General features: G+C 73.7%; 17 protein-coding genes. 13 read left to right on the forward strand and 4 right to left on the reverse strand.

Features of this window, described 5'->3' with window-relative positions; translation table 11 throughout:
* Nucleotides 1-327: 327 nt before the first annotated feature.
* The 4 genes from AC3CHW_RS18330 to AC3CHW_RS18345 all read left to right on the forward strand — a co-directional run bounded on the left by AC3CHW_RS18330 (nt 328) and on the right by AC3CHW_RS18345 (nt 5173).
* Nucleotides 328-2568: an MMPL family transporter gene (locus tag AC3CHW_RS18330; RefSeq protein ID WP_488467169.1), complete on the forward strand. Its 2241-nt coding sequence runs from the start codon at nt 328-330 to the stop codon at nt 2566-2568.
* Between the two features lie 5 nt (nt 2569-2573).
* Nucleotides 2574-3791 carry a sensor histidine kinase gene (locus tag AC3CHW_RS18335; RefSeq protein ID WP_488467170.1) on the forward strand — a complete coding sequence of 406 codons (1218 nt, stop codon included), beginning with the start codon at nt 2574-2576 and terminating at the stop codon, nt 3789-3791.
* Entirely contained in the window at nt 3788-4513 is a 726-nt protein-coding gene (locus AC3CHW_RS18340; protein ID WP_488467171.1) for a response regulator, read from the forward strand. Before AC3CHW_RS18335 ends, AC3CHW_RS18340 begins: the two co-directional genes overlap by 4 nt.
* Nucleotides 4514-4828: 315 nt before the next feature.
* Complete coding sequence (locus AC3CHW_RS18345) at nt 4829-5173, forward strand: hypothetical protein (RefSeq protein ID WP_398608116.1); 345 nt, start codon at nt 4829-4831, stop codon at nt 5171-5173.
* Between the two features lie 132 nt (nt 5174-5305).
* Here AC3CHW_RS18345 and AC3CHW_RS18350 read toward each other — a convergent pair whose 3' ends face one another.
* Nucleotides 5306-7459, reverse strand: a complete 2154-nt coding sequence (locus AC3CHW_RS18350; protein WP_488467172.1) for a protein kinase domain-containing protein — start codon at nt 7457-7459, stop codon at nt 5306-5308.
* Nucleotides 7460-7657: 198 nt separating this feature from the next.
* The gene (locus AC3CHW_RS18355) at nt 7658-7900 is read right to left on the reverse strand and encodes a DUF1266 domain-containing protein (protein WP_488467173.1); all 243 of its coding nucleotides are present in this window, start codon (nt 7898-7900) and stop codon (nt 7658-7660) included.
* A 307-nt stretch (nt 7901-8207) separates the two neighbouring features.
* Between AC3CHW_RS18355 and AC3CHW_RS18360 the strand changes: the two genes are divergently transcribed.
* On the forward strand, nt 8208-9560 hold the full coding sequence (locus AC3CHW_RS18360; protein ID WP_488467174.1) for a PP2C family protein-serine/threonine phosphatase: 1353 nt from the start codon (nt 8208-8210) through the stop codon (nt 9558-9560).
* A gap of 1073 nt (nt 9561-10633) precedes the next feature.
* A complete protein-coding gene (locus tag AC3CHW_RS18365; RefSeq protein ID WP_488467175.1) occupies nt 10634-11485 on the forward strand; it encodes a hypothetical protein in 852 nt (283 codons plus the stop codon).
* A 174-nt stretch (nt 11486-11659) separates the two neighbouring features.
* Here the strand turns inward: AC3CHW_RS18365 and AC3CHW_RS18370 are convergent, their stop codons facing one another.
* On the reverse strand, nt 11660-11929 hold the full coding sequence (locus tag AC3CHW_RS18370) for a hypothetical protein (protein ID WP_488467176.1): 270 nt from the start codon (nt 11927-11929) through the stop codon (nt 11660-11662).
* A 733-nt stretch (nt 11930-12662) separates the two neighbouring features.
* Between AC3CHW_RS18370 and AC3CHW_RS18375 the strand changes: the two genes are divergently transcribed.
* The 7 genes from AC3CHW_RS18375 (at nt 12663) to AC3CHW_RS18405 (ending at nt 18145) form a co-directional block, all read left to right on the forward strand.
* Nucleotides 12663-13040, forward strand: a complete 378-nt coding sequence (locus tag AC3CHW_RS18375; RefSeq protein WP_488467177.1) for a hypothetical protein — start codon at nt 12663-12665, stop codon at nt 13038-13040.
* Nucleotides 13041-13141: 101 nt separating this feature from the next.
* The gene (gene tgmA / locus AC3CHW_RS18380; protein ID WP_488467178.1) at nt 13142-13405 is read left to right on the forward strand and encodes a putative ATP-grasp-modified RiPP; all 264 of its coding nucleotides are present in this window, start codon (nt 13142-13144) and stop codon (nt 13403-13405) included.
* Nucleotides 13405-14382, forward strand: coding sequence for an ATP-grasp ribosomal peptide maturase (gene tgmB, locus AC3CHW_RS18385; protein WP_488467179.1), 978 nt, complete (start codon nt 13405-13407; stop codon nt 14380-14382). The genes tgmA and tgmB overlap by 1 nt, the downstream gene beginning before the upstream one ends.
* On the forward strand, nt 14369-15586 hold the full coding sequence (tgmC, locus tag AC3CHW_RS18390; protein WP_488467180.1) for an ATP-grasp peptide maturase system methyltransferase: 1218 nt from the start codon (nt 14369-14371) through the stop codon (nt 15584-15586). The genes tgmB and tgmC overlap by 14 nt, the downstream gene beginning before the upstream one ends.
* 173 nt (nt 15587-15759) lie before the next feature.
* Entirely contained in the window at nt 15760-16320 is a 561-nt protein-coding gene (locus AC3CHW_RS18395) for a DinB family protein (RefSeq protein WP_398608108.1), read from the forward strand.
* A 243-nt stretch (nt 16321-16563) separates the two neighbouring features.
* Nucleotides 16564-17082, forward strand: a complete 519-nt coding sequence (locus AC3CHW_RS18400) for a carboxymuconolactone decarboxylase family protein (RefSeq protein WP_217189662.1) — start codon at nt 16564-16566, stop codon at nt 17080-17082.
* Between the two features lie 142 nt (nt 17083-17224).
* Nucleotides 17225-18145, forward strand: coding sequence for an RNA polymerase sigma-70 factor (locus AC3CHW_RS18405; protein WP_488467181.1), 921 nt, complete (start codon nt 17225-17227; stop codon nt 18143-18145).
* Between the two features lie 15 nt (nt 18146-18160).
* On the opposite strand, the gene AC3CHW_RS18410 is transcribed toward AC3CHW_RS18405, so the two are convergent.
* Nucleotides 18161-19093 (reverse strand): SDR family oxidoreductase, encoded by a 933-nt coding sequence (locus AC3CHW_RS18410; RefSeq protein WP_488467182.1) that lies wholly within the window; start codon nt 19091-19093, stop codon nt 18161-18163.
* Nucleotides 19094-19193: the final 100 nt, after the last annotated feature.

Raw genomic sequence — 19193 nt, forward strand, 5'->3', positions numbered from 1 at the left:
CCCCGACGGGGCCCCCGCGCGCACGCGGGGCCGCCCCCCGGGGCAGCGGCACCGGCCGCGCGGGGCAGGGGAGCAGGGCAGGGAGAGCGCGCACGGGGTGCGCGGGCGGACGCGCGGGGGCAGCGCGGTACGCGGGGGAGCGCGCGGACGGGCTTGGGTGGCCACGTGAGCGCGCGGGCCGGGCGGTCTTCTGTGGGTGGATCTGGGAGGGCCGCCCGGGGCGCGCCGGGTCGGGCTCGGGGCGGCGGGGGTCCACCGACTGGTGGACCCCAGGTTCAACCGGTCGCCGCTGTCGCCGCCGGCACCCCGCCGACCAGCATGAACGCCATGAAGAATCTTCCAGTTCGGATGGCTCGATGGAGCGCCGGGCACCCCTGGCGCGCGATGGTCGGCTGGTTCGTGTTCGTCGTGCTGTGCCTGGGGACGGGCATCGCCGTCGGCGGCAACCCGGCCACCGCCGCGGACTACCGCATCGGCGAGGCGGGACGGGCCGAGGCGATGGCCGAGGACGGCGGGCTGCAACAGCGGCCCGTGGAACGCGTACTGATCACCGCGGCCCCCGGCACCGGGCGGCTCGACCGGGCCGCGGCCGACACCGCGGCCCGCGAGGTCGCCGAGCGGATGCGCGAGTTGCCCGAGGTGCGCGCGGTGGCCGCCCCGGTGCGCTCGGCGGACGGCTCGGCGGTGCGCGTGGACGTGACGATGTTCGGCGACGAGCGGGAGGGCAAGGAGCACGTCGACCCGCTGCTCGCACAGACCGCCGCCGTACAGGAGGCCCACCCCGGACTGCGCGTCGAGGAGACCGGCTCGCCCTCGATCGGCAAGGGCACGGACCAGCAGCGCGGCGACGACCTGGCCCGTACCGAGATCATCGCGCTGCCGGTCACCCTGATCACGCTGCTGTTGGTGTTCAGCTCGGTCGCGATGGCGTTGGTGCCGGTGCTGCTCGCGCTGACCTCCATCGCCGCGTCCATCGGCCTGTCGATGCTGGCCTCGCACGCCTTCCCGGACGCCGGCATCGGCACCAACGTCATCCTGCTCATCGGACTGGCCGTCGGCGTGGACTACACGCTCTTCTACCTCAAGCGCGAGCGCGAGGAACGGGCGCGCGCCGGCGGCGGGCTCTCGCCGGCGGCCGTGGTGGAGCTGGCCGCCGCGACCTCCGGGCGGGCCGTGGTCTTCTCGGGCCTGGCCGTCGCCGTCTCGTCCGCGACGCTCTTCCTAGTGGACGACGTCATCTTCTCCTCGATCGCGGTCGGCGCCATCGTCGTCACCCTGGTCGCCGTCCTCAGCTCGCTGACCGTGCTGCCGGCCCTGCTCGCGGTGCTCGGGGCGCGCGCCGAGCGGCGGGCCGAGCGCGGGGCGGCCCGCGCGGCGGCGGGCGGCAAGCCCCTGCGTCAGCGCGCCCCGCGCCGGAGCGGGCCCGGCCGGGCCACCGCGGTCGTGCTGCGCGGCGTCAGCAGGCGGCCCGCCGTGGCGCTGGCCGCCTCCGTCCTCGGGATGCTCGCCGTCGCCGCCCCGGCGCTCGGCCTGAACCTGACCGACATGGGCCGCGAGACGCACTCCCGGGCGATCGGCGCCATGCAGGTCTACGACCGGCAGAACGCCGCCTTCCCCGAACTCAAGGCCATGCACCAGATCGTGGTCCGCGCCGACGCGGAGCGCTCGGCCGAGGTCACCGCGGCCCTGCGCGAGCTGGCCCGCGACGTCAAGGGCGACCCGCGGCTGTCCGGCGACGGCACGCTGAGCACCTCACGGGACAAGCGGATCACCATGCTCCAACTCCAGGTGCCGCACCACGTGAGCACCGACGCCGCCCAGGAGTCGCTCAGGTCGATCCGCGCCGAGCACGTGCCCGCCACCATCGGGAAGGTCGCCGGCGTCGAGACCGCCGTCACCGGCGACGTCGCCCGCTACGCCGACTACCCCGAGCACCAGAAGGACAAGCTGCCGCTGGTTGTCGGGGCGCTGCTGGTCGTGACGTTCGCGATGACGGTGTGGGCGTTCCGCTCCGTGGTGCTCGGCCTGGTGGGCGTGGCGCTGAACCTGCTGTCGGCCGGCGCCTCGCTGGGCGTGCTCGTGCTGACCTTCCAACCCTCCTGGGCCGAGGGCCTGCTCGACTTCGACTCCACCGGCTCCATCGGCTCCCGGGTACCGCTGTTCCTGTTCGTGATCCTCTTCGGCCTGTCCATGGACTACCAGGTCTTCGTCGTCAGCCGGATCAGGGAGGCCGCGCTGACCGGCGTACCGACCCGGCAGGCCGTCCTCGACGGCATCGGCCGCTCGGCGGGCGTGGTCACCAGCGCGGCCGTGGTCATGGTCACCGTCTTCGCCAGCTTCGTCGGGCTGCACCTGATCGAGATGAAGCAGATCGGCTACGTGCTCGCGGTCGCCGTCCTGCTCGACGCGTTCGTCATCCGAATGCTGGTCCTGCCGGCCCTGATGCTGCTGCTCGGCCAGGCCAACTGGTGGCCCTCGCGCGGCATGCGCCGGGCCCAGCACCAGGTCACGCCGGCGGCCGGCGCCCGGCCGGAGCCCGAGCCGACCGCGCTCGGAACCGTAGGCTGATCCGCATGGTCCCGTTGCCCCAGCCCGCCGACCGGTTCCTCGCCGCCAGGTTCCACCTCTGGTACGGCATCGCCTGGCTGGCGGTGGGGCTCGGGCCGACGGCGCTGGCCGTGCGGGACGCCTCGCGCGCGGACCAGTACGCGGCGGCGGTGCTGCTGCCGCTGCTGGCCGCCGACTACGGGGCCCTGTTGCTCGCGGCCCGCCGCGCGACCCCCGGACCGCGGGCCGCGCTCGTACCGTCCGTGCTGCTGGCCCTGCTCGGACTGCACATCGGCGCGGTGTCGTACGTGCTGGAGGGCGCCGCCGCGCTGTTCGTGGTGGCCCTCCCGCAGTTCTGGGTCTTCGCGGCCGGGCCACGCTCCGCGATCAAGCTCAGCGGCCTCGCGGCGGCGTGCACGGCGCTCGGCGGGGTGCTGCCCCAGGGGTGGAGCCCGCACCTGCTCACCGGCAACCTCGTCGCCACCCTCCTCGCCTACGCGGCGGGCGTGGCCATCGGCCGGTGGCTCTACCGCTTCGTCGGCCTGACCCAGGCCAGGGCGGACGCGCTCGCCGCCGAACTGGCCGACGCGCAAACCCGGTTGGCCGAGGCGAACCAGCGCCAGGGCGCGGCCGACGAGCGCGAACGGCTGGCCCGCGACATCCACGACACCCTCGCCCAGGGCTTCGCCTCGATCATCGTGCTGGCCGAGGCGGCGCGCTCGGGCGTGCGCACCGACCCCGACCGCAGCGCCCAGCAGTTGGACTCGATCGAGCGGACGGCGCGCGAGAACCTCGCCGAGGCCCGCGCGCTGGTCGGCGCCGCCCCGCGCACCGGCGCCGCGCCCGGCACGCTGGCCCAGGCACTGCGCCGCACGCTGGACCGGTTCGCCCAGGACACCGGGCTCACCGTCACCACCGAACTGCCCGACGTGGCCTGCGACCAGCGGACCCGGATCGCGCTGCTGCGCTGCGCCCAGGAGTCGCTGGCCAACGTGCGCAAGCACGCGGGGGCGACCACGGTCGGCGTGGTGCTCGCGGCGCGGCCGTACGGGGTGGAGCTGGAACTCACCGACGACGGGCGCGGATTCGTGGTCGCCGACGCGGAGGGCTTCGGCCTCGACGGAATGCGCAAGCGGCTGGCCGAGCTGGGCGGCGAACTCCAGGTGACCAGCTCCCTCGGGGACGGCACCCGGGTGCTCGCCACGGTCCCCACCACCGAACACGAGGAGGCGCGGCGCACATGACGGACACGGCTGACGGGGTTGGCCCGCACCAGGACCCCGGCGCCGCCGCCGGTGCGGCGGCGGGGCGCGGGATCCGGGTGCTGGTGGCGGACGACCACACGGTGATGCGCGCGGGGGTGGTCGCCCTGCTGGCCCCGGAGCCCGGCGTGGAGATCGTGGGCGAGGCCGCGAACGGGGCCGAGGCCGTCGCGGCGGTCCGCGCGCTCGCCCCCGACGTGGCCCTGCTCGACCTGCGGATGCCGGTGATGGACGGGGTGAGCGCGACCGAGCGGATCGTCGCGAGCGGGGCGTCGACCCGGGTGCTCATCCTCACGACGTACGACACCGACGCGGAGATCGAGCGGGCGGTGGAGGCCGGGGCGGTGGGCTACCTCCTCAAGGACACCTCACGCGAGCAGTTGGTGGCCGCCATCGCCTCCGCGGCCCGGGGCGAGACGGTGTTGGCCCCCAAGGTCGCCGAGCGGTTGGTGGCCCGGATGCGCCGGCCGGCGCCGGTCGCGCTGACCGGGCGCGAGCTGGAGGTGTTGACGGCGGTGGCCGACGGCCTGTCCAACGCGGAGATCGGCCGCCGCCTGGTCATCGGCGAGGCCACCGTCAAGACCCACCTGTTGCGGGTCTTCGCCAAGTTGGACGTGAGCGACCGCACCCACGCGGTGGTGGTCGCCCTCGACCGCGGCCTCCTGGTCCGCCCCGACGCGCGCGGCGGGCCGACCACGCCCTGACCCCCGGGCCCGCGCGGGTGGCGTACGGGGGCGTACGGGACGTGCTGCCGCACGCGGGCGGGGGCGAGGAGTCGCCAGGGCTCCAACCCCCCGTGCGGGCGGTCCTCCTGGAGCCGCTGTGCGGCGCCGCGCCGGCAGCGGCCCGGGCGTTCACCGAGGCCGCGCGGGTCAGCGCCGGTTCGCACGCCGCGCCGCGGGACGCGCGGAGCCTGTTGCTCGCTGTCGGGTGCGCCTCCCCGCGCCCCCACCCGACCGGGGAAGGCGCCGACGTCCGCCGGGGTGAACTGACAGCATGACGCGGAGGAGGTGCGGCACATGACCGAAGAAGTGGGGCACGGCAGCAACCCGCGGGTCCAGGACGGCGACATGATCTGCGTGGAGGACAGCGCGTCAGGGTGGGTCAACGGCGTCGAAGGCGTCGTCGCCGGGACGTGGGAGGGCCGGTTACGGATCAGGCTCGTCAAGGAGACGCTACCGGGAGTGCGAGCCGTCCTCCTGGACGAGGACGTGCGATACAGCCGAATCGGGGTGGGCGCGGCGATGCCTCTCTGCTCATCGTGTGGTGGGAGCGGAAAGGTCGAGTGGACCGACGAGGAGGGGTGGGACCACGAAGCACCCTGTCAGACGTGCGGTGGCAACGGTGAAGTGAACTCCTCCTGATCGGCGCCTTCCAGGGGACGCACCGGCCCAGCACCGCCCGGCACGGGCCCTACACCGCCCGGTACCGGCCCAGCACCGCCTGGCACCACCTGGCACCGCCTGGCACCGGCCCCTCCGCTCCGTCGCGGGGGATCACTTGTCCTGCGGATAGGTGGCGATGACCTTGCCCTTGGGGTCGGCCTTGAGGTAGCCGGAGCCGTAGGCGTCGGAGAGGTAGACGCTCATGCTCTGGCCCTCGTCGAAGACGCTGGACGGGGCGCGGACGACGAGGTAGCGGCTGGTGGGCTGGTCGACGCCGAGTACCTGGTCCGCCTTGCGCATCAGCGCCGGCAGGGCGTCCCAGTCGAAGGCGTTCAGGTCCACCGGCTGGGTACCGGTCGTCTTCGTACCGCCCGCGCCGTCCCGGGTCGCCCCGCTGTCCGCGCGGTAGCTGAACCGGTCGTACCGCTTGGTGCTGCCCTTCACGAGCGCCTCGGCCGAGACGTGTTCGGGGTAGACCACGAGGCTGATGACCTTGCCGCTGTCCATCAGGGGCCGCAACTCGGCGAGCGCCTGCCGGATTCCGGCGGGCGTCAGCAGGTTGGTCTCCGGCTGGTCGGCGTCGGCGTCGCCGTCGCCCGCGTCGCCGAACGAGGGCGAGGGCGGGGCGGCCGAGGCGTCGCGCTGGGGCGCGGCGGGCCCGGAGGCCGTCGCCGAGGTGCCGGGGCCCGGCGTCTCGCGGGCGGTGGGGGCGCCGTCCCTGTCGTCCGGGAGGGGCAGCAGCACGTACAGCAGGACGCCGGTCAGGACCGCGGCGAGGGCGACCATGCCGACCGTCGCCCACTTCCGGGTGCGCACCCGACGCCGCGCGGCGTCCGGGTCCGGGTCCGGGGCGGACGGCGGACTGATCCGGTACGAGGCGCCGCCACCGGGCCCGCCCCGCCCGGCCGTTCCCGAGCCGGTCGTACGCGCGCCGGTCGTACGCGCGCCTGTGCTCGCGCCGGCCCGCGCGCTCGTACCCGTGCCCGTGCCCGCCGTTCCCGAGCCGGTCGCGCCCGCGTCAGCCGTTCCCGTGCCCGTGCTGTTCGGGACCGCGTCAGCCGTTCCCGTGCCCGTGCTGTTCGGGACCGCGTCAGCCGTTCCCGTGCCCGCGCCGGCCCGCGCGCCCGTACCCGTGCTCCCGCTCGTCTCCGCGCCCCGGCGCGCGGCCGTGCCCTGCCCCGCGCCGGGTCTCTCGCCGCTCGGTGGGGCCAGCGGGAAGGAGGTGACCGAGGAGTCCCGCACCGGTCCGGACCCGGTCGCCGACGGGTGCGGGCCCGGGCGGGCCCCCGAGGTCGTGTCGGCGGGGCCGGGTGCCGGGGCCGTGTCGCCCAGGTCCGCGGTGCTCATCGGGCCCGTGGTCGCCGACGCCGACGCCGCGCCGGCGCGGCCGGCCCCCGCCCCGTTCCCCGCCCACGCCGCGCCGCTCGCGCTCCCCGCGCTCGTCGCCTCGCCCTGGGCGATGGCCGTGGTGAGCATGCGGTCGAGGGTGCCGGCGTCCGGGCGGGCGCCCGGGTCGCGGACCAGCAGCAGCGTCAGGATCTCGGTGAGCGGGCCGGCCTTGCGCGGCGGCGGCACCTCGTCGTTGAGCACGGCGGCGAGGGTGGCGAGGGTGTTCGCGCGGCGCAGCGGGTGGTGGCCCTCCACGGCGACGTACAGCAGCATGCCGAGCGACCAGAAGTCGGCGGCGGGCCCGCCGGCCTGGCCCCGGACGCGCTCGGGGGCCATGTAGTCGGGCGAACCGATGATGGAGCCGGTGGCCGTGAGGCTGGTGGACTCGCGGATCGCGGCGATGCCGAAGTCGGTGAGCACCGGCCGGCCGTCCTTGCGCAGCAGCACGTTGGCGGGCTTGACGTCGCGGTGCTCGATGCCGACGGCGTGCGTGGCGCGCAGCGCCGCCAGGATGCCGTCGCCGAGCCGGGCCGCCTCGGCGGGCGTCATCGGCCCCCGGTCCAGGCGGCCCTGGAGCGAGCCGCCGGAGACCAACTCCATGACGATCCACGGGTACGCGTCCTCGCCGCCGTCCACGATGTGGTGAATGGTCACCACATTGGGGTGGTCGACGCGGGCGAGGGCGCGTGCCTCGCGCAGCACGCGGGCGCGCAGCGTGCGGGCGGCCTGCGGGTCGTACTCGGCGAGCGCCGGGTCCGGCGGGCGCACCTCCTTCAGCGCCACGTCACGGTGGAGGGCCAGGTCGCGGGCGCGCCACACCATGCCCATGCCGCCGCCGCCGAGTCTGTCCACCAACTCGAAGCGGTCGTCGATCACTCGTCTCACGATTTCCCCCGGGTGTTCCGCGGTGCGCCAGTGACGCCGTCAACGCCAACAGAAGGATGCGTCATGGGCGGGTCGCCCGGACAGGAGGGTGTGCCGGCGCCCACGCCGGCACACCCGGCCCCACGGACCGCCCGACGCGGGCCGCTCCCGGGGCCGGTGGCGGTTCCGCGATCGGCCCCACCACCCCCGTTACCAGGGAAGACGTCGCCAGGGACGGTCGTCCCTGGCGAGCGGGTGCTCGGCCGCGGAGGCGCATATCCCGCCGTCACCCTGGGCTTTCCGCTGGCCGAACCGCTCGGTGTCGAGCTGCCGGAACATGCGGCCAGCGAGGAAACTCCTGTTGAATTCCTCCCACGCCGCGTACGCCGGCCGCGTCAGCTCCACGGCCGCCGCGATCGCCGACCACGCCCGGGCATCCGTGGAACTCCCCACATCACTACGCGACTTCGCAGGCCACCAGCGCCCACGGGCGGCGCGCCGCGAGCCGCCCCCGGCCATCCCGCAGCGCGCCCGAGCGCCCCCCGGACGCCTGGCGCCCGGCCCGCGACGCCCGGCACCCCGGCGGCCTTCCCGACGCAGGTCTGACGAAAGACGTGACGAAAGGGCGCGAAGTCGGCCACATCTGCCCGTACCGCGTCACAGAAAGTAAGAAAGTGACTACCTGTGTCGTCGGCGTCTGCCAGGGTGACTACGGTCCGGCCCCTCCGTGGGGCCGATGGCGCCCTCGCGGAGGTGTGTGGTGCGCTCACACTGGGGCTGGCTGCTGGCCGCGGTGCTCGCCGAGGCGCTCGTCGCCGTGGCCCATGTCCTGCTCGGGGGCGGCGCCTTCGGCGCGCTGCTCGTCGTCGGCCCGCTGCTGGCGGCGTACCGGCTGACCACGGGCACCACCGCGGCGGTCGCCGGCCTCGCGGTACTGCTCGCCGCGGCCCTGCCGTTCAGCGGCGCCGAGGCCACACAGCCGGCGCGCGCCGAGTACGTCAACGACGTGCTCGCGGCGGCCATCGGCGGGCTCAGCGCGACACTGGTGGCCCGCGCCCGCACGCGCTCCGAGCACGCCGAGGACCGCACCCGGCGCGGCTACGCCCGGATGCGCCGCACGCACGCCCGCACCCGACGCGCCTACGCGCGCACGCGCGCGGCGTACGCCTCGACCCGGCACGCGCTGCTGCGCACCCGCCGCGTGCTCGCCCACGTCCAGCGCGTCCACGCGCGCACGAAGCACGCCCGCGACGCGGCCCAGCGCGCGCACCGCGACGCGATCCGGGCGCTGGCCAGGATGACCCGCATCGCCCAGGTCAGCCAGCAGGCCATCGTGCGCCCGCTGCCGTCGGCCATCGGTGACCTGACGCTGGCCGTACGCACCCGCTCGGCCACCGAACACGCCCTGATCGGCGGCGACCTGCACGACGCGATCCTCACCCCGACCGGGCCGCGCCTGATCGTCGGCGACGCCAAGGGACACGGCCTGGACGCGGTCCGGCTCAGCGCGGCGGTACTGGCCGCCTTCCGGCAGACGGCGGCCGACGAACCCGACCTCGTCCGACTCGCCCACACCCTCGACGCCCGCATCGCGGCGGAACTCGGCCCCGAGGACTTCGTCACGCTGCTGCTGGCCGACTTCGCGCCCGGCGAGGTGCGCCTCGTCAACTGCGGCCACCCACCGCCGCTGCGCGCCGGCCGGCACCTGGAGACGCTCGAACCGCCCAGCGCCTCCACGCCGTTGGGCCTCGCGCCCGCGCCGGAGCTGCAACGGGTCGCCCTCGCGCCCGGGCAGCGGCTGCTGCTGTACACCGACGGCCTGGCCGAGGCGCGCGACGCCAAGGGCGACCTGTTCCCGCTCGACCACCAGGTGCACACCGCGCTGCGCGGCCCGACCCCGGACGCGTCGCTCGGCCGGCTGCTCGACCTGCTGGCCGCGCACGCCGGCCCGACCTCCGCCGACGACCTGACCCTGGTCCTGGCCGAGCCCGCCGCACAGCCCGCCGCCCGCCCCGCCCCACAACCCGGCCCCACCGCCCCCGCGAGCCCGCCGCGCCCCCGGCGCCCGACCCCCGCGCCGGCCACCGAGTGGCAACGCTGCCCACCGGCCTGACCCGCCCCGCCCGTCGCACTGCCCGGCCCACTCGCCCCCCCGGCCCGCTCGGCCCGCTCGGCCCGTGGGGCTCGCTCAGCGCGTGGGGCTCGCTCGGGGACGTCGAGGCTCGTCGGGCTCGTCGGGTCGGCCGTACCCCTCCCTTTTCGGTCATGTGCGCGCGGCCGTCGGCGCCCCCGCCCGTACCACCCCCGGCCGCGCATCCCCGCTCGCCGCGCCGGACCAGGTTTCCCGCCAGATGCGTCCGGGCGACCGCACCGACATCAGGGACGGCCCGAACGAAGCAGGCCAAGTGCGAGGGACACACCGCGAGTTGGCTGGTACGTAGAGCGACCCCCGTAGATGAGGGGAGGGGGTACGGCGAACATCGGCTGAACCGTGCTCGTACCGGCGGGGGTGGGCGTGGCCGCGCGCTACACCCGGTGCGGTACGCACGAGATCAGCCGGATGACCGATGCGGTCCGCACAGGCGGGCCCGTACCGTGGTGTTCCCGCATGCTTTCAGGGCGGGCAACGGGTCAGGCGCGCCCGCCACGCACCGGACCCGTTGGATCCCCGACCGGGGAGGCCCACGTCGCCTCCACTCCCGGCGGGACGTGTTGGGGGTCCTGGCGTCGCCAGCCGGGACCCTCAACACACGGCCTCCGGCCCAAGGGACGCCCCCTCGGGCCCCCTCGGACCCGCCTCCGCCAGGCGGACGCCCCACGCGCTTACCCGGCCGCCGCGCTGCGGCGCACGGACTCGCCCCTCGGCCGCTGACTACTCCAACATGACATCAGTCGGCGTCGCGTCGTTCGGCACGCGGGCTCCCCCTCGGTGTCCTGTGCTGGTCGAACACGGCGCCCGCGCGGCGCCGCACCCCTCGCGAACGGGGGCCGGCGGACCAGCCGTCGCCCGCCCACCGTAGTTCCGGTGATCACCAGCGACCAGGGGCGGCCACGGGCACGACGAGACCCCTCCCGACCGCCTGGCCGCACCGTTCCGGGAGACGCCATGCCCCGGGGCGGAACGCGCCGTGTGGGTGACCGGATCGCGGAGTGCGCACAACGGAGGGCGGGTCTGTGGACGGAAACGTGCGACGACCGGGCGGCTGGGCGCGGTGGGCCACGCGGGACGCGGCCCCGCCGCGCCGGCGCACGGTGTTGACCCTGGGCGCGGCCTCGCTGGTCGCCTTCGTCGTGTTGGGCCTGGTGGTGAGTGCGGAAACGCGCCAGGGCTCACCGGCCCGCCCGCTCGCGTCCCGGCCCGCCGGTCTGACGCTGGACGTGTCGGTCCCACGGACGGACTCCCCGCAGGACTTTCCCCGCCCCTCGGCCAAGCAACTCGCGGCGGCCGAGGAACACGCCGACCAGGGCGCCCGACTGTTCGTCACCATGCTGTTCGTCGCCCGGGCGAACGGGCGGATGGAACTGGCGCCCCTGTACGGCACGTTCACGCCCGACGGCACCCCGACCGTGATCGACACCGAAGGGCGGACGTACGAGGGGGGAATGGACGACTTCCGGGCGCACAACGACCTGTTCGGCGCGGACGACGAGATCACCTACAACCGCGTCCTGGAGACCGGCCGCCCCGACGGCGCCACCCGGCTGGTGACCAAGCCCGGCCACACGCGCCCCGACCAACTGCCGCGTTACGTCAGCGGCGGCGTCGCCCTCGCGGCGGCGCTCGGCGGCACCCTGATCCTGGCCCGCCGCGCCCGACGGGCCGCCGCCGAACCGACGGTGCCGGCCGAACCGACGGCCGACACGGCGGCCACCCCCGTTACGGAGGTCGCCGACACCACGCCTGTCGCGCACACTGCGGACACCACGCACACCGCACACGCCACAGACACCGTGGACGACACAGACAGCACAGAAACCACAGACAGCGCGGGCGCCACAGACACCACAGACGCGACGGACGCCACGGACGCCACGTAGGCGGGCACGCGGGCCGGGGCGTACCACGCACCGGCCGTACGGATCACTGCGCCCGCTCTACGGCTTCGACCTGACGGGGTGCACCTCTCCCACGGGACAGGGCGCCACGCGCCCGACGCGGCGACGCGGCCCGCGCTTCGGGCGGGCGGGTGCGCGCATCGACGGTGCACCGGGTCAGGTATTCGTGACGACGGTCGACTGACCGGCCTGCTGGCCGTGTTCCGACTCCGGAAAACGGAGCCCGTCGGCGTTGGCCGTCCACTCGATACCGCCACCCACGGGGCGGAGAAAGGCGACACGTTTTCCGTCGACTTCGGGGTCAAACAGGAGATCTTCCACGCTGTGGACCGATTGCAACACCCCGATCCGATCGGTGAACGGGTCGTACACGCGCTCACCCGGCTTCGGGCCGTGATATCCGGAGTCGGTCATTCTGATGGTCATGCGTCCCCTTTCGCTTTCGCGTCGTGGTCGTAAGGAGGTTCGAGTGGGCTCGCGTATCGGGATCGGCACGCGGTCTCTATTCCCCGTTTGGAACAACGCCTCTCTAACGCCCGCTGAATTGCCAGGTGGAAACGCGGCCGCAGAAACGCTTCTTGTGCGCCCACGCCGCTTTCGACCGATTCCGCGCACAGCCACCTGCCGCGCACGCTGACCAGCCGCATCGGCCACGAGACACGGCCGGACAGGCGCCACCACGCCACCCGCCGCAACGCTTCCTGGCGCAGTCAGGAGCGAAACGCGGTCACCACCGCTCCCGACGCGTGAGACGCGCGCGCACTCGCGCTGAGCACGTGCCCAGGCGTCGCCACAACTCGTTCAGCGAAAGGCGCTGTTCGCTACCCGGCGGTAGTTATTCGGCGGGGGTGGAGACGCGGTCGGGTGTGCCGCGTTTCGGATTAACCGTGGAGGGCTTCCTGAACTTGACGACGTTCGTTGCGAACGTTCCTCACGGTGTGTGTCCCAAGTGTCGCTCTCCGATGTGTGGTGGGGCAGGTCTGGGCCTTCGCCAAGCCGTCTCATCAGCCAGCCCGAATTGGGCAGTTGTTCCGGCGCGGAACGGAGAGGCCCTGGAGGGTCCGGGGCTGCCGGGGAGAGGGCCGGACTCCGGCCCGGCGTTGGCTCGTATGCGACGATCACCGCCACGGTCACCGACAGCGATTTCTCGGGGGAGTCCATGCCGCAGCGTGACGAAGACGACTACGAGCCGGTCTTCAAGAAGAGCCAATGGGGCACGAATCGGTACGTCTACAACGCCAACAACCCCATCGGCCTGGCGTTGATCATCATCAGCTGCGTCGTGTTCGCCGTCTTCATGTACCTGATACAGGCCCGAAAGGGCCCTTTCGAGCCACCGAAGCAGACGCCCTGGAGCCCGTCGATCAACGAGAACCCGACCTACCCCTGGGACGAGCCCGACCACGACACACCGACCACCGACGCGACGTCCTCGGCCGACGCGACACCTTCCGCCGGTGTGGCGCCCTCCACTGACGCGACACCTTCCGCCGGCCTGACGCCCTCCGGGGGTGAGTCGCCGAGCGCTGCGCCCTGAGCAGGCGGGCCGGCGGCCGTTTTCCACAAGGGCGCCCCGCGTGTCGTAGCAGAGCGTTACGGTGGGTGCTACTGAGCGTTGCCCGTGGCGAGGAGGTTCCCGTGCCCACACCTGGTTCTGCCGAGACCGCCGGATTCCGCCCCTGGGGGGCGCGGCGGATGAGCCCGTACCCGTCGAGGGTGATGATGCCGTTCGCCTCGGTGCGGATTGACGCGAAGACACAACTCGGAGTGTTCCGCGATGAGCGCGGGCAGGTCGTCGAGATGGGGAAGCACGGGACGAGTAAGGGCACCGAGACGCCCACCGCTACGAACCTCGACTCGCAGCCGGACCAGGGGCACGACCAAGACAGCGCTCAGGACTGATGGCCGCGACGGAGCCCAGGCCCGTCCTGGTGGCTACCGAGGCGGCCGACGTCACGGCGGACATGGTGATCGATCGGCTCAATCAGCGTGATGTGCCCGTGGTCAGGTTCGATCCCGCCGACATGGCCGGCGGAGAGCTGACTGTCACAGCCCGGTTCGGCGCCGGCGATGCCCCGGTGACAGGGTGGCTGCGTACGCCATCGCGTCGCGTTGCCCTGGAGGACGCGCGATCGGTGTACTGGCGCCGCCCCGTCTGGCCCGCCTATGAGCACCTGGACGATGCTGACGCTCAGTTCGCCGCGGCGCAGACGCGCTTTGGGCTGGGTGGCGTCCTGCATGCGCTGGAAGGGTGTCTGTGGCTGAACCACCCTCTGCGGAACCTGGCCGCGGACTACAAGCCGCATCAACTCGCCGTCGCTCGCCGGATGGGCCTCACGATCGCGCCCACGGTGGTGACCAACGATCCCGACGTGGCGAGAGAGTTCATCACGACGTATGGCCAGGTGGTCTACAAGACACTGCGATGGACCCCGTACGAGCGCGACGGCACAGCCATGACGAGTTGGACCGATCTTGTCAGCGCTGACGAGGTGGACGAGTCGATCCGCGTGGCCCCGCACCTCTTCCAGGCGCGGGTGGACAAACAGGCTGATGTGCGGGTGCTCGTGGTCGGCCGGCGAGTCTTCGCCGTACGGATCGACTCCGATCTGCTGGACTGGCGCAGGGACTACTCCGCGTTGTCCTACCGGGTCATCGATCTTCCTGTGACCCTGTCGGAAGCCCTGCTGGTCTACCTGGATCACTTCGGCCTCCCCTCGGGGAGCTTCGACATGGCTCTCGGGCGTGACGGCGCCTTCCACTGGCTGGAGCTGAATCCCAACGGCCAATGGGGGTTCCTGCAGGAGGGCACCGGCTTGGACATGGCTGGCGCCTTCGCGGACCTCCTCGCTCAGGGAGAACGTGATGACCCTGTTTGACACGGCGGGCGAACGTCGGGCGCTGGCCGCACGGTTGGCGCGGTCCGGCGTCCTGTCGAGCTCGGAACTGCGCGCGGCGGTGGAGGACGTGCCGCGCGAGGCGTTCCTGCGACCGGGGATCTTCCTGCCCGAGGGCGAGGGGCGCTGGCGGCCCGTGATCGCCGCGAGGACGGCGCCTGAGGAGTGGGCTGCCATCGCGTACAGCGACCGGTCGCTGGCCACCCAGCTCGACGGCCACCTGACCGCCGACCAGGTGGGCGGATTGGTGCGAGGAACTCCCACCTCGTCCTCCACTGTGCCCGCGACCGTCGTGAGCATGATCGAAGCCCTGGGGCTCACCGAGGGGCACACGGTGCTGGAGATCGGCACGGGCACCGGCTACTCGACGGCTCTGATGTGCCACCGCCTGGGGGAGGACAACGTCACCACCATCGAGGTCGATCCGCAGGTGGCGACCCGCGCGGACGACGCGCTCGAGGCGGCCGGCTACTCCACCTGGACCGTGACCGGCGACGGGCTCGTGGGCCACCCTTGGCGAGCACCGTACGACCGTGTCATCGCCACCTGCGCGGTTCGCCGCATCCCGTACACATGGATACGCCAAACCAGGGTTGATGGTCGCATCCTGGCCACGATCGGCTCCTGGGCGTACGGCACCGGCCTGGCCGAGGTCACCGTGCACGGCGACGGCACCGCACGGGGACGGATAGTGGGCCGCTCCTCGTTCATGCAAGCCCGCTCGCAGGCCACTCCGACACACCTGGGGGACCTGGAGGCGCGGGCCGCGTACGCCGACACCGAACGCGCCACGCGGGTGTTGCCCAGCGCGCTGGAGGAGTGGATGCCGGCGTTCCTCGCACAGCTCGCCGCCCCCGGCAGCCAGTTCGTCCACGGTGCCGACAGCACGGGTGCGCCGGTGCTGTACCTGCTCGACAACGAGCGTGAGTCCTTCGCCTCGTTCAGGGAAGGTGCCGCCGGGTGGGTGGTCAGACAGGGAGGCCCGGTGGCGTTGTGGGACCGCGTCGAGGCCACCTTGATCGCGTGGCGGGCCGCCGGCAGTCCCGACGTGGACTCGGTCCGGCTCCACATCACCGACCGCGCGCACACGTACTGGATCGGTAGCGACGGGACCGGAGGCAACCCGGTGGAGCAACCGCCGGGCGGCGTCGTAGGTCCGTTGCGTTGGGTAGATCGGGTCGCCTGAGGGCTGTGATCGTCGGCCGCGATCGCGCGCGCCGATCTCGCAGCCAGTCGGGGGCGTCAGGAGGAGTAAGGGGAGCAGGAGGAACGTCGCGCAGGCGGGCTCGGGGCTGGTGGACTGGAGCCCGTGGGTGAAACTCGCTGGCGGGTTCGCGTTCACGCGCCGAACATGGCGGCATGAGCGAGCGACCCGAGCGGTGGAGTCAGGCGTCCGTCTATCCCGACATGTGGGCGGACCCGGACGACGATCCGCGCAACAGCGATGGCGTGAGCCCGGACGGGGAGCTGGCGACGCTGGCGGACTTCCTGTCGGGGTACCGCATGACCCTGCGGATGAAGTGCGAGGGTCTGGACGCGGAGCAGTTGGCCCGGCGGTCGGTTCCGCCGTCCACGATGTCGTTGCTCGGCCTGGTGCGGCACCTCGCCGAGGACGAGCGGGACTGGCGGAACTGGATCAGCGAGGGCGAGCCGCTGCCGAAGCTGTACGGCAGGCGGGACGCGGACTTCGACGAGGCGGTCGCCGACCAGGCCCAGGTCGACGCGGCGTTCGCGGATCTGGAGCGCGAGCAGGCCGCGACCGATGCCGCGCTGGCCCGGCACCCGGACCTCGGCGAGCGGCTGGGGAAGGACGGGATCGCGGTGCGGGAGCTGCTGGTGCACCGGATCGAGGAGTACGCCCGGCACTGCGGCCACGCGGACCTGTTGCGCGAGTGCGTCGACGGGCGGGTCGGCCAGTAGCCGGGCGCGGGTCCGGGCGGCGCCCCGGCCCCGACGGCGCTCGGCGTCCGCCCCCGCAGGGAGCCCCGGCCCCGGGCTCGCCCCCCGGCCCCGGGCTCGCCCCCCGGCCCCGGGCTCGCCCCCCGGCCCCGGGCTCGCCCCCCGGACCCGGGCTCGGCCTCCGTACCCGCCGCCGTGTCACAGGCGGCGGGGCTGTCTCGTCCCAGGGTGTGTAAGCCACCGACGAGCACGGAGGAGCACACCATGGACGCGCGACTGAACTACCTGGCCGCCCCGAGCGCCGGCAAGGCGATCAAGCACTTCATGGCGGCGGGGAAGGCGCTCAAGGAGTCGTCGTTGCCGGCCGTGACGCAGGAGCTGGTGGCGTTGCGGGTGAGCCAGATCAACGGCTGTGCGGCCTGCATCGACATGCACACCAAGGAGGCCGCCGCGGCCGGTGAGACGGCGGTGCGGTTGCACCTGGTGACGGCGTGGCGGGAGGCCACGGTGTTCACCGAGGCCGAGCGTGCGGCGCTGGAGCTGGCGGAGCAGGGGACCCGGGTGGCGGACGCGGGCACCGGCGTCAGCGACGAGGTGTGGGCGCGGGCCGCCAAGCACTACGACGACGACCAGCTCACCGCCCTGGTGATGCTGGTGGCCTTCATGAACACCACGAACCGGCTAAACATCATCGCCCAGCAGCCGGCCGGCGCCTACGAGGTCGGCCTCGCCGACCGCATCAAGGCCGACCTGGCCCGGGGCGAGACGCCCAGCGCTCCGTAGGGCCGTACGACACGACCAGCCCGTACGACACGACCAGCCCGTACGACAGGCCGCGGCGGCCCGCCCGCCGTACGGTCGCCATGACGTACCCGCCCGTGTCGCGCGCCACGGGCGGGTCGGAGCAGGTGAAGGGGAAGGTGGAGTGGACAAGGTCGAGGAGTTCGAGGAGCTGCGACCGCTGCTCTTCTCGATCGCGTACCGGATTCTGGGCAGCGTGAGCGAGGCCGAGGACGCCGTGCAGGAGGCGTGGTTGCGCTTCGACGGCTCGCCGACCGTGCCCGCGTCGGCCAAGGCGTTCCTGTCCACCACGGTGACCCGGATCGCGATCGACGTGCTGCGCTCGGCGCGGGTGCGGCGGGAGGAGTACGTCGGGCCGTGGTTCCCCGAGCCGCTGCTGAACGACCCGTACCAGGACCCGGAGCGCTCGGCCGAGTTGTCGGACTCGGTGTCGATGGCGGCGCTGCTGTTGTTGGAGCGGCTGAGCCCGTTGGAGCGGTCGGTGTTCGTGCTGCGGGAGGTGTTCGCCTTCGGGTTCGCGGACATCGCCGCGGCGGTGGGGCGCTCGGAGTCGGCGTGCCGGCAACTGCTCGTACGGGCGCGGCGGCACATGGCGGCCGGGCGGCCACGGTTCGCCGCGGACCGGCGGGAGCGGCAGGAGTTGGCCACCCGGTTCTTCGACGCCCTGCGCGGGGGCGACGTCGCCGGGCTGCGGGACCTGCTCGCCGCCGACGTGCAGATGGTCGGCGACGGCGGTGGCAAGGCCCCGCAGCTCGCCCGGGCGGTGGCCGGCGCCGACAACGTGGCCCGGCTGTTGGGTTCGGTCATGCCGCTGCTGGCCCGGGTCGAGGTGACGTTCGAGCCGCGCGAACTCAACGGCCAGCCCGGCGCCATCTTCCGGGACCGGGACGGCAGGGTCCTCAACACGCTCGCGCTCGACGTACGGGACGGTCAGGTGCAGGCCATCCGCTCGGTCATCAACCCGGACAAGCTCGGCCACCTCGGGCCGCTCGCGGACGTCTGGGCCATCGACGGCCAGGTCAGGCGGGTGCGACGGGGCGGGTGACCGGCCGGGGGCCGGTCAGGCGGCGTCGGCCGGGGCGCGGAAGTAGTGGCCCTGGTCGAGTTGTTCGAGCAGACCGGGGTGGGTCGGCTGCCAGCCGAGGAGGTCGCGGGTCAGGGCGCTGGAGGCGGGGGAGTCCAGGCCGAGGAAGGGGCTCAGCCAGGAGAAGTGCTCGGCCGCGGCGTCGGAGGCCACGGGGGCCACCGAGGTCACCGGCAGGTCGAGGTGGCGGCCGATCGACTCGGCGATGGCGCGGATCGGGACGCCCTCCTCGGCGACGCCGTGCAGCACCGCGCCGGCCGGTGCCCGCTCGACCGCGAGGTGGAACAGGCGCGCCACGTCGACGCGGTGCGCGGCGGGCCAGCGCTGGGAGCCGTCGCCGAGGTAGCCGGAGACGCCCGTGGCGCGGGCGGTGGCGATCAGGGCGGCCAGCAGGCCGGGGTCGCCGTCGCCGTGGCAGGTGGTGGCGAGCCGGAGCACGCTCGCCCGCACGCCTCGGTCGGCGAGTGCGAGCGCGGCGCGGGCGGTGGCCGACCGGTGGGCGAGCGGTGAGTCGCCGCTGGCGGGCGGGGTGGCCTCGGTCAGCACCGGCCCGGGTGCGACGCCGGCCAGGCCGCTGGCGAGGACGAACGGCCGGTCGGAGTGGGCGAGCGCGTCGCCGAAGGCGTCGACGGCGCGGCGGTCGGCCGCGACGGCGCCCGGGTAGTCGCCGGCGAAGGCGGTGTCGTGCTTGAACGCGAGGTGGATCACGCCGTCCGCCCCGTCCGCCGCGTTCCGCAACACGTCGAGGTCGTCCAGGGTGCCGCGGACGATGTCGACGCCGGCCGCGCCGAGCGCGGCGGCGGAGGCGTCGGAGCGGGTGAGCCCGGTGACCTGGTGTCCCGCGGCGAGGAGTTCGGGGACGAGGGCGGAGCCGATCCAACCGGACGCGCCGGTCACGAAGATGCGCATGCGAAGAACCCCAGACGTTGAGTGGCGACTGATGTCAGTCAGTTGATGTCAGTCAGTGTCATCAACGTAGCATCTGATGTCAGGGACTGTCGTCGCGTAG

Source organism: Streptomyces sp. MGP-BFMKR1, assembly GCF_057766585.1.

Excerpts from the sequence above, each read along its gene's own strand:
- AC3CHW_RS18400 (WP_217189662.1), top strand. The coding sequence starts at position 16,564 with ATGGACGCGCGACTGAACTACCTGGCCGCCCCGAGCGCCGGCAAGGCG.
- AC3CHW_RS18375 (WP_488467177.1), top strand. The coding sequence starts at position 12,663 with ATGCCGCAGCGTGACGAAGACGACTACGAGCCGGTCTTCAAGAAGAGC.
- AC3CHW_RS18370 (WP_488467176.1), bottom strand. The coding sequence starts at position 11,929 with ATGACCATCAGAATGACCGACTCCGGATATCACGGCCCGAAGCCGGGT.
- tgmB (WP_488467179.1), top strand. The coding sequence starts at position 13,405 with ATGGCCGCGACGGAGCCCAGGCCCGTCCTGGTGGCTACCGAGGCGGCC.
- AC3CHW_RS18335 (WP_488467170.1), top strand. The coding sequence starts at position 2,574 with ATGGTCCCGTTGCCCCAGCCCGCCGACCGGTTCCTCGCCGCCAGGTTC.
- AC3CHW_RS18410 (WP_488467182.1), bottom strand. The coding sequence starts at position 19,093 with ATGCGCATCTTCGTGACCGGCGCGTCCGGTTGGATCGGCTCCGCCCTC.
- AC3CHW_RS18330 (WP_488467169.1), top strand. The coding sequence starts at position 328 with ATGAAGAATCTTCCAGTTCGGATGGCTCGATGGAGCGCCGGGCACCCC.
- tgmC (WP_488467180.1), top strand. The coding sequence starts at position 14,369 with ATGACCCTGTTTGACACGGCGGGCGAACGTCGGGCGCTGGCCGCACGG.
- AC3CHW_RS18340 (WP_488467171.1), top strand. The coding sequence starts at position 3,788 with ATGACGGACACGGCTGACGGGGTTGGCCCGCACCAGGACCCCGGCGCC.
- AC3CHW_RS18345 (WP_398608116.1), top strand. The coding sequence starts at position 4,829 with ATGACCGAAGAAGTGGGGCACGGCAGCAACCCGCGGGTCCAGGACGGC.
- AC3CHW_RS18395 (WP_398608108.1), top strand. The coding sequence starts at position 15,760 with ATGAGCGAGCGACCCGAGCGGTGGAGTCAGGCGTCCGTCTATCCCGAC.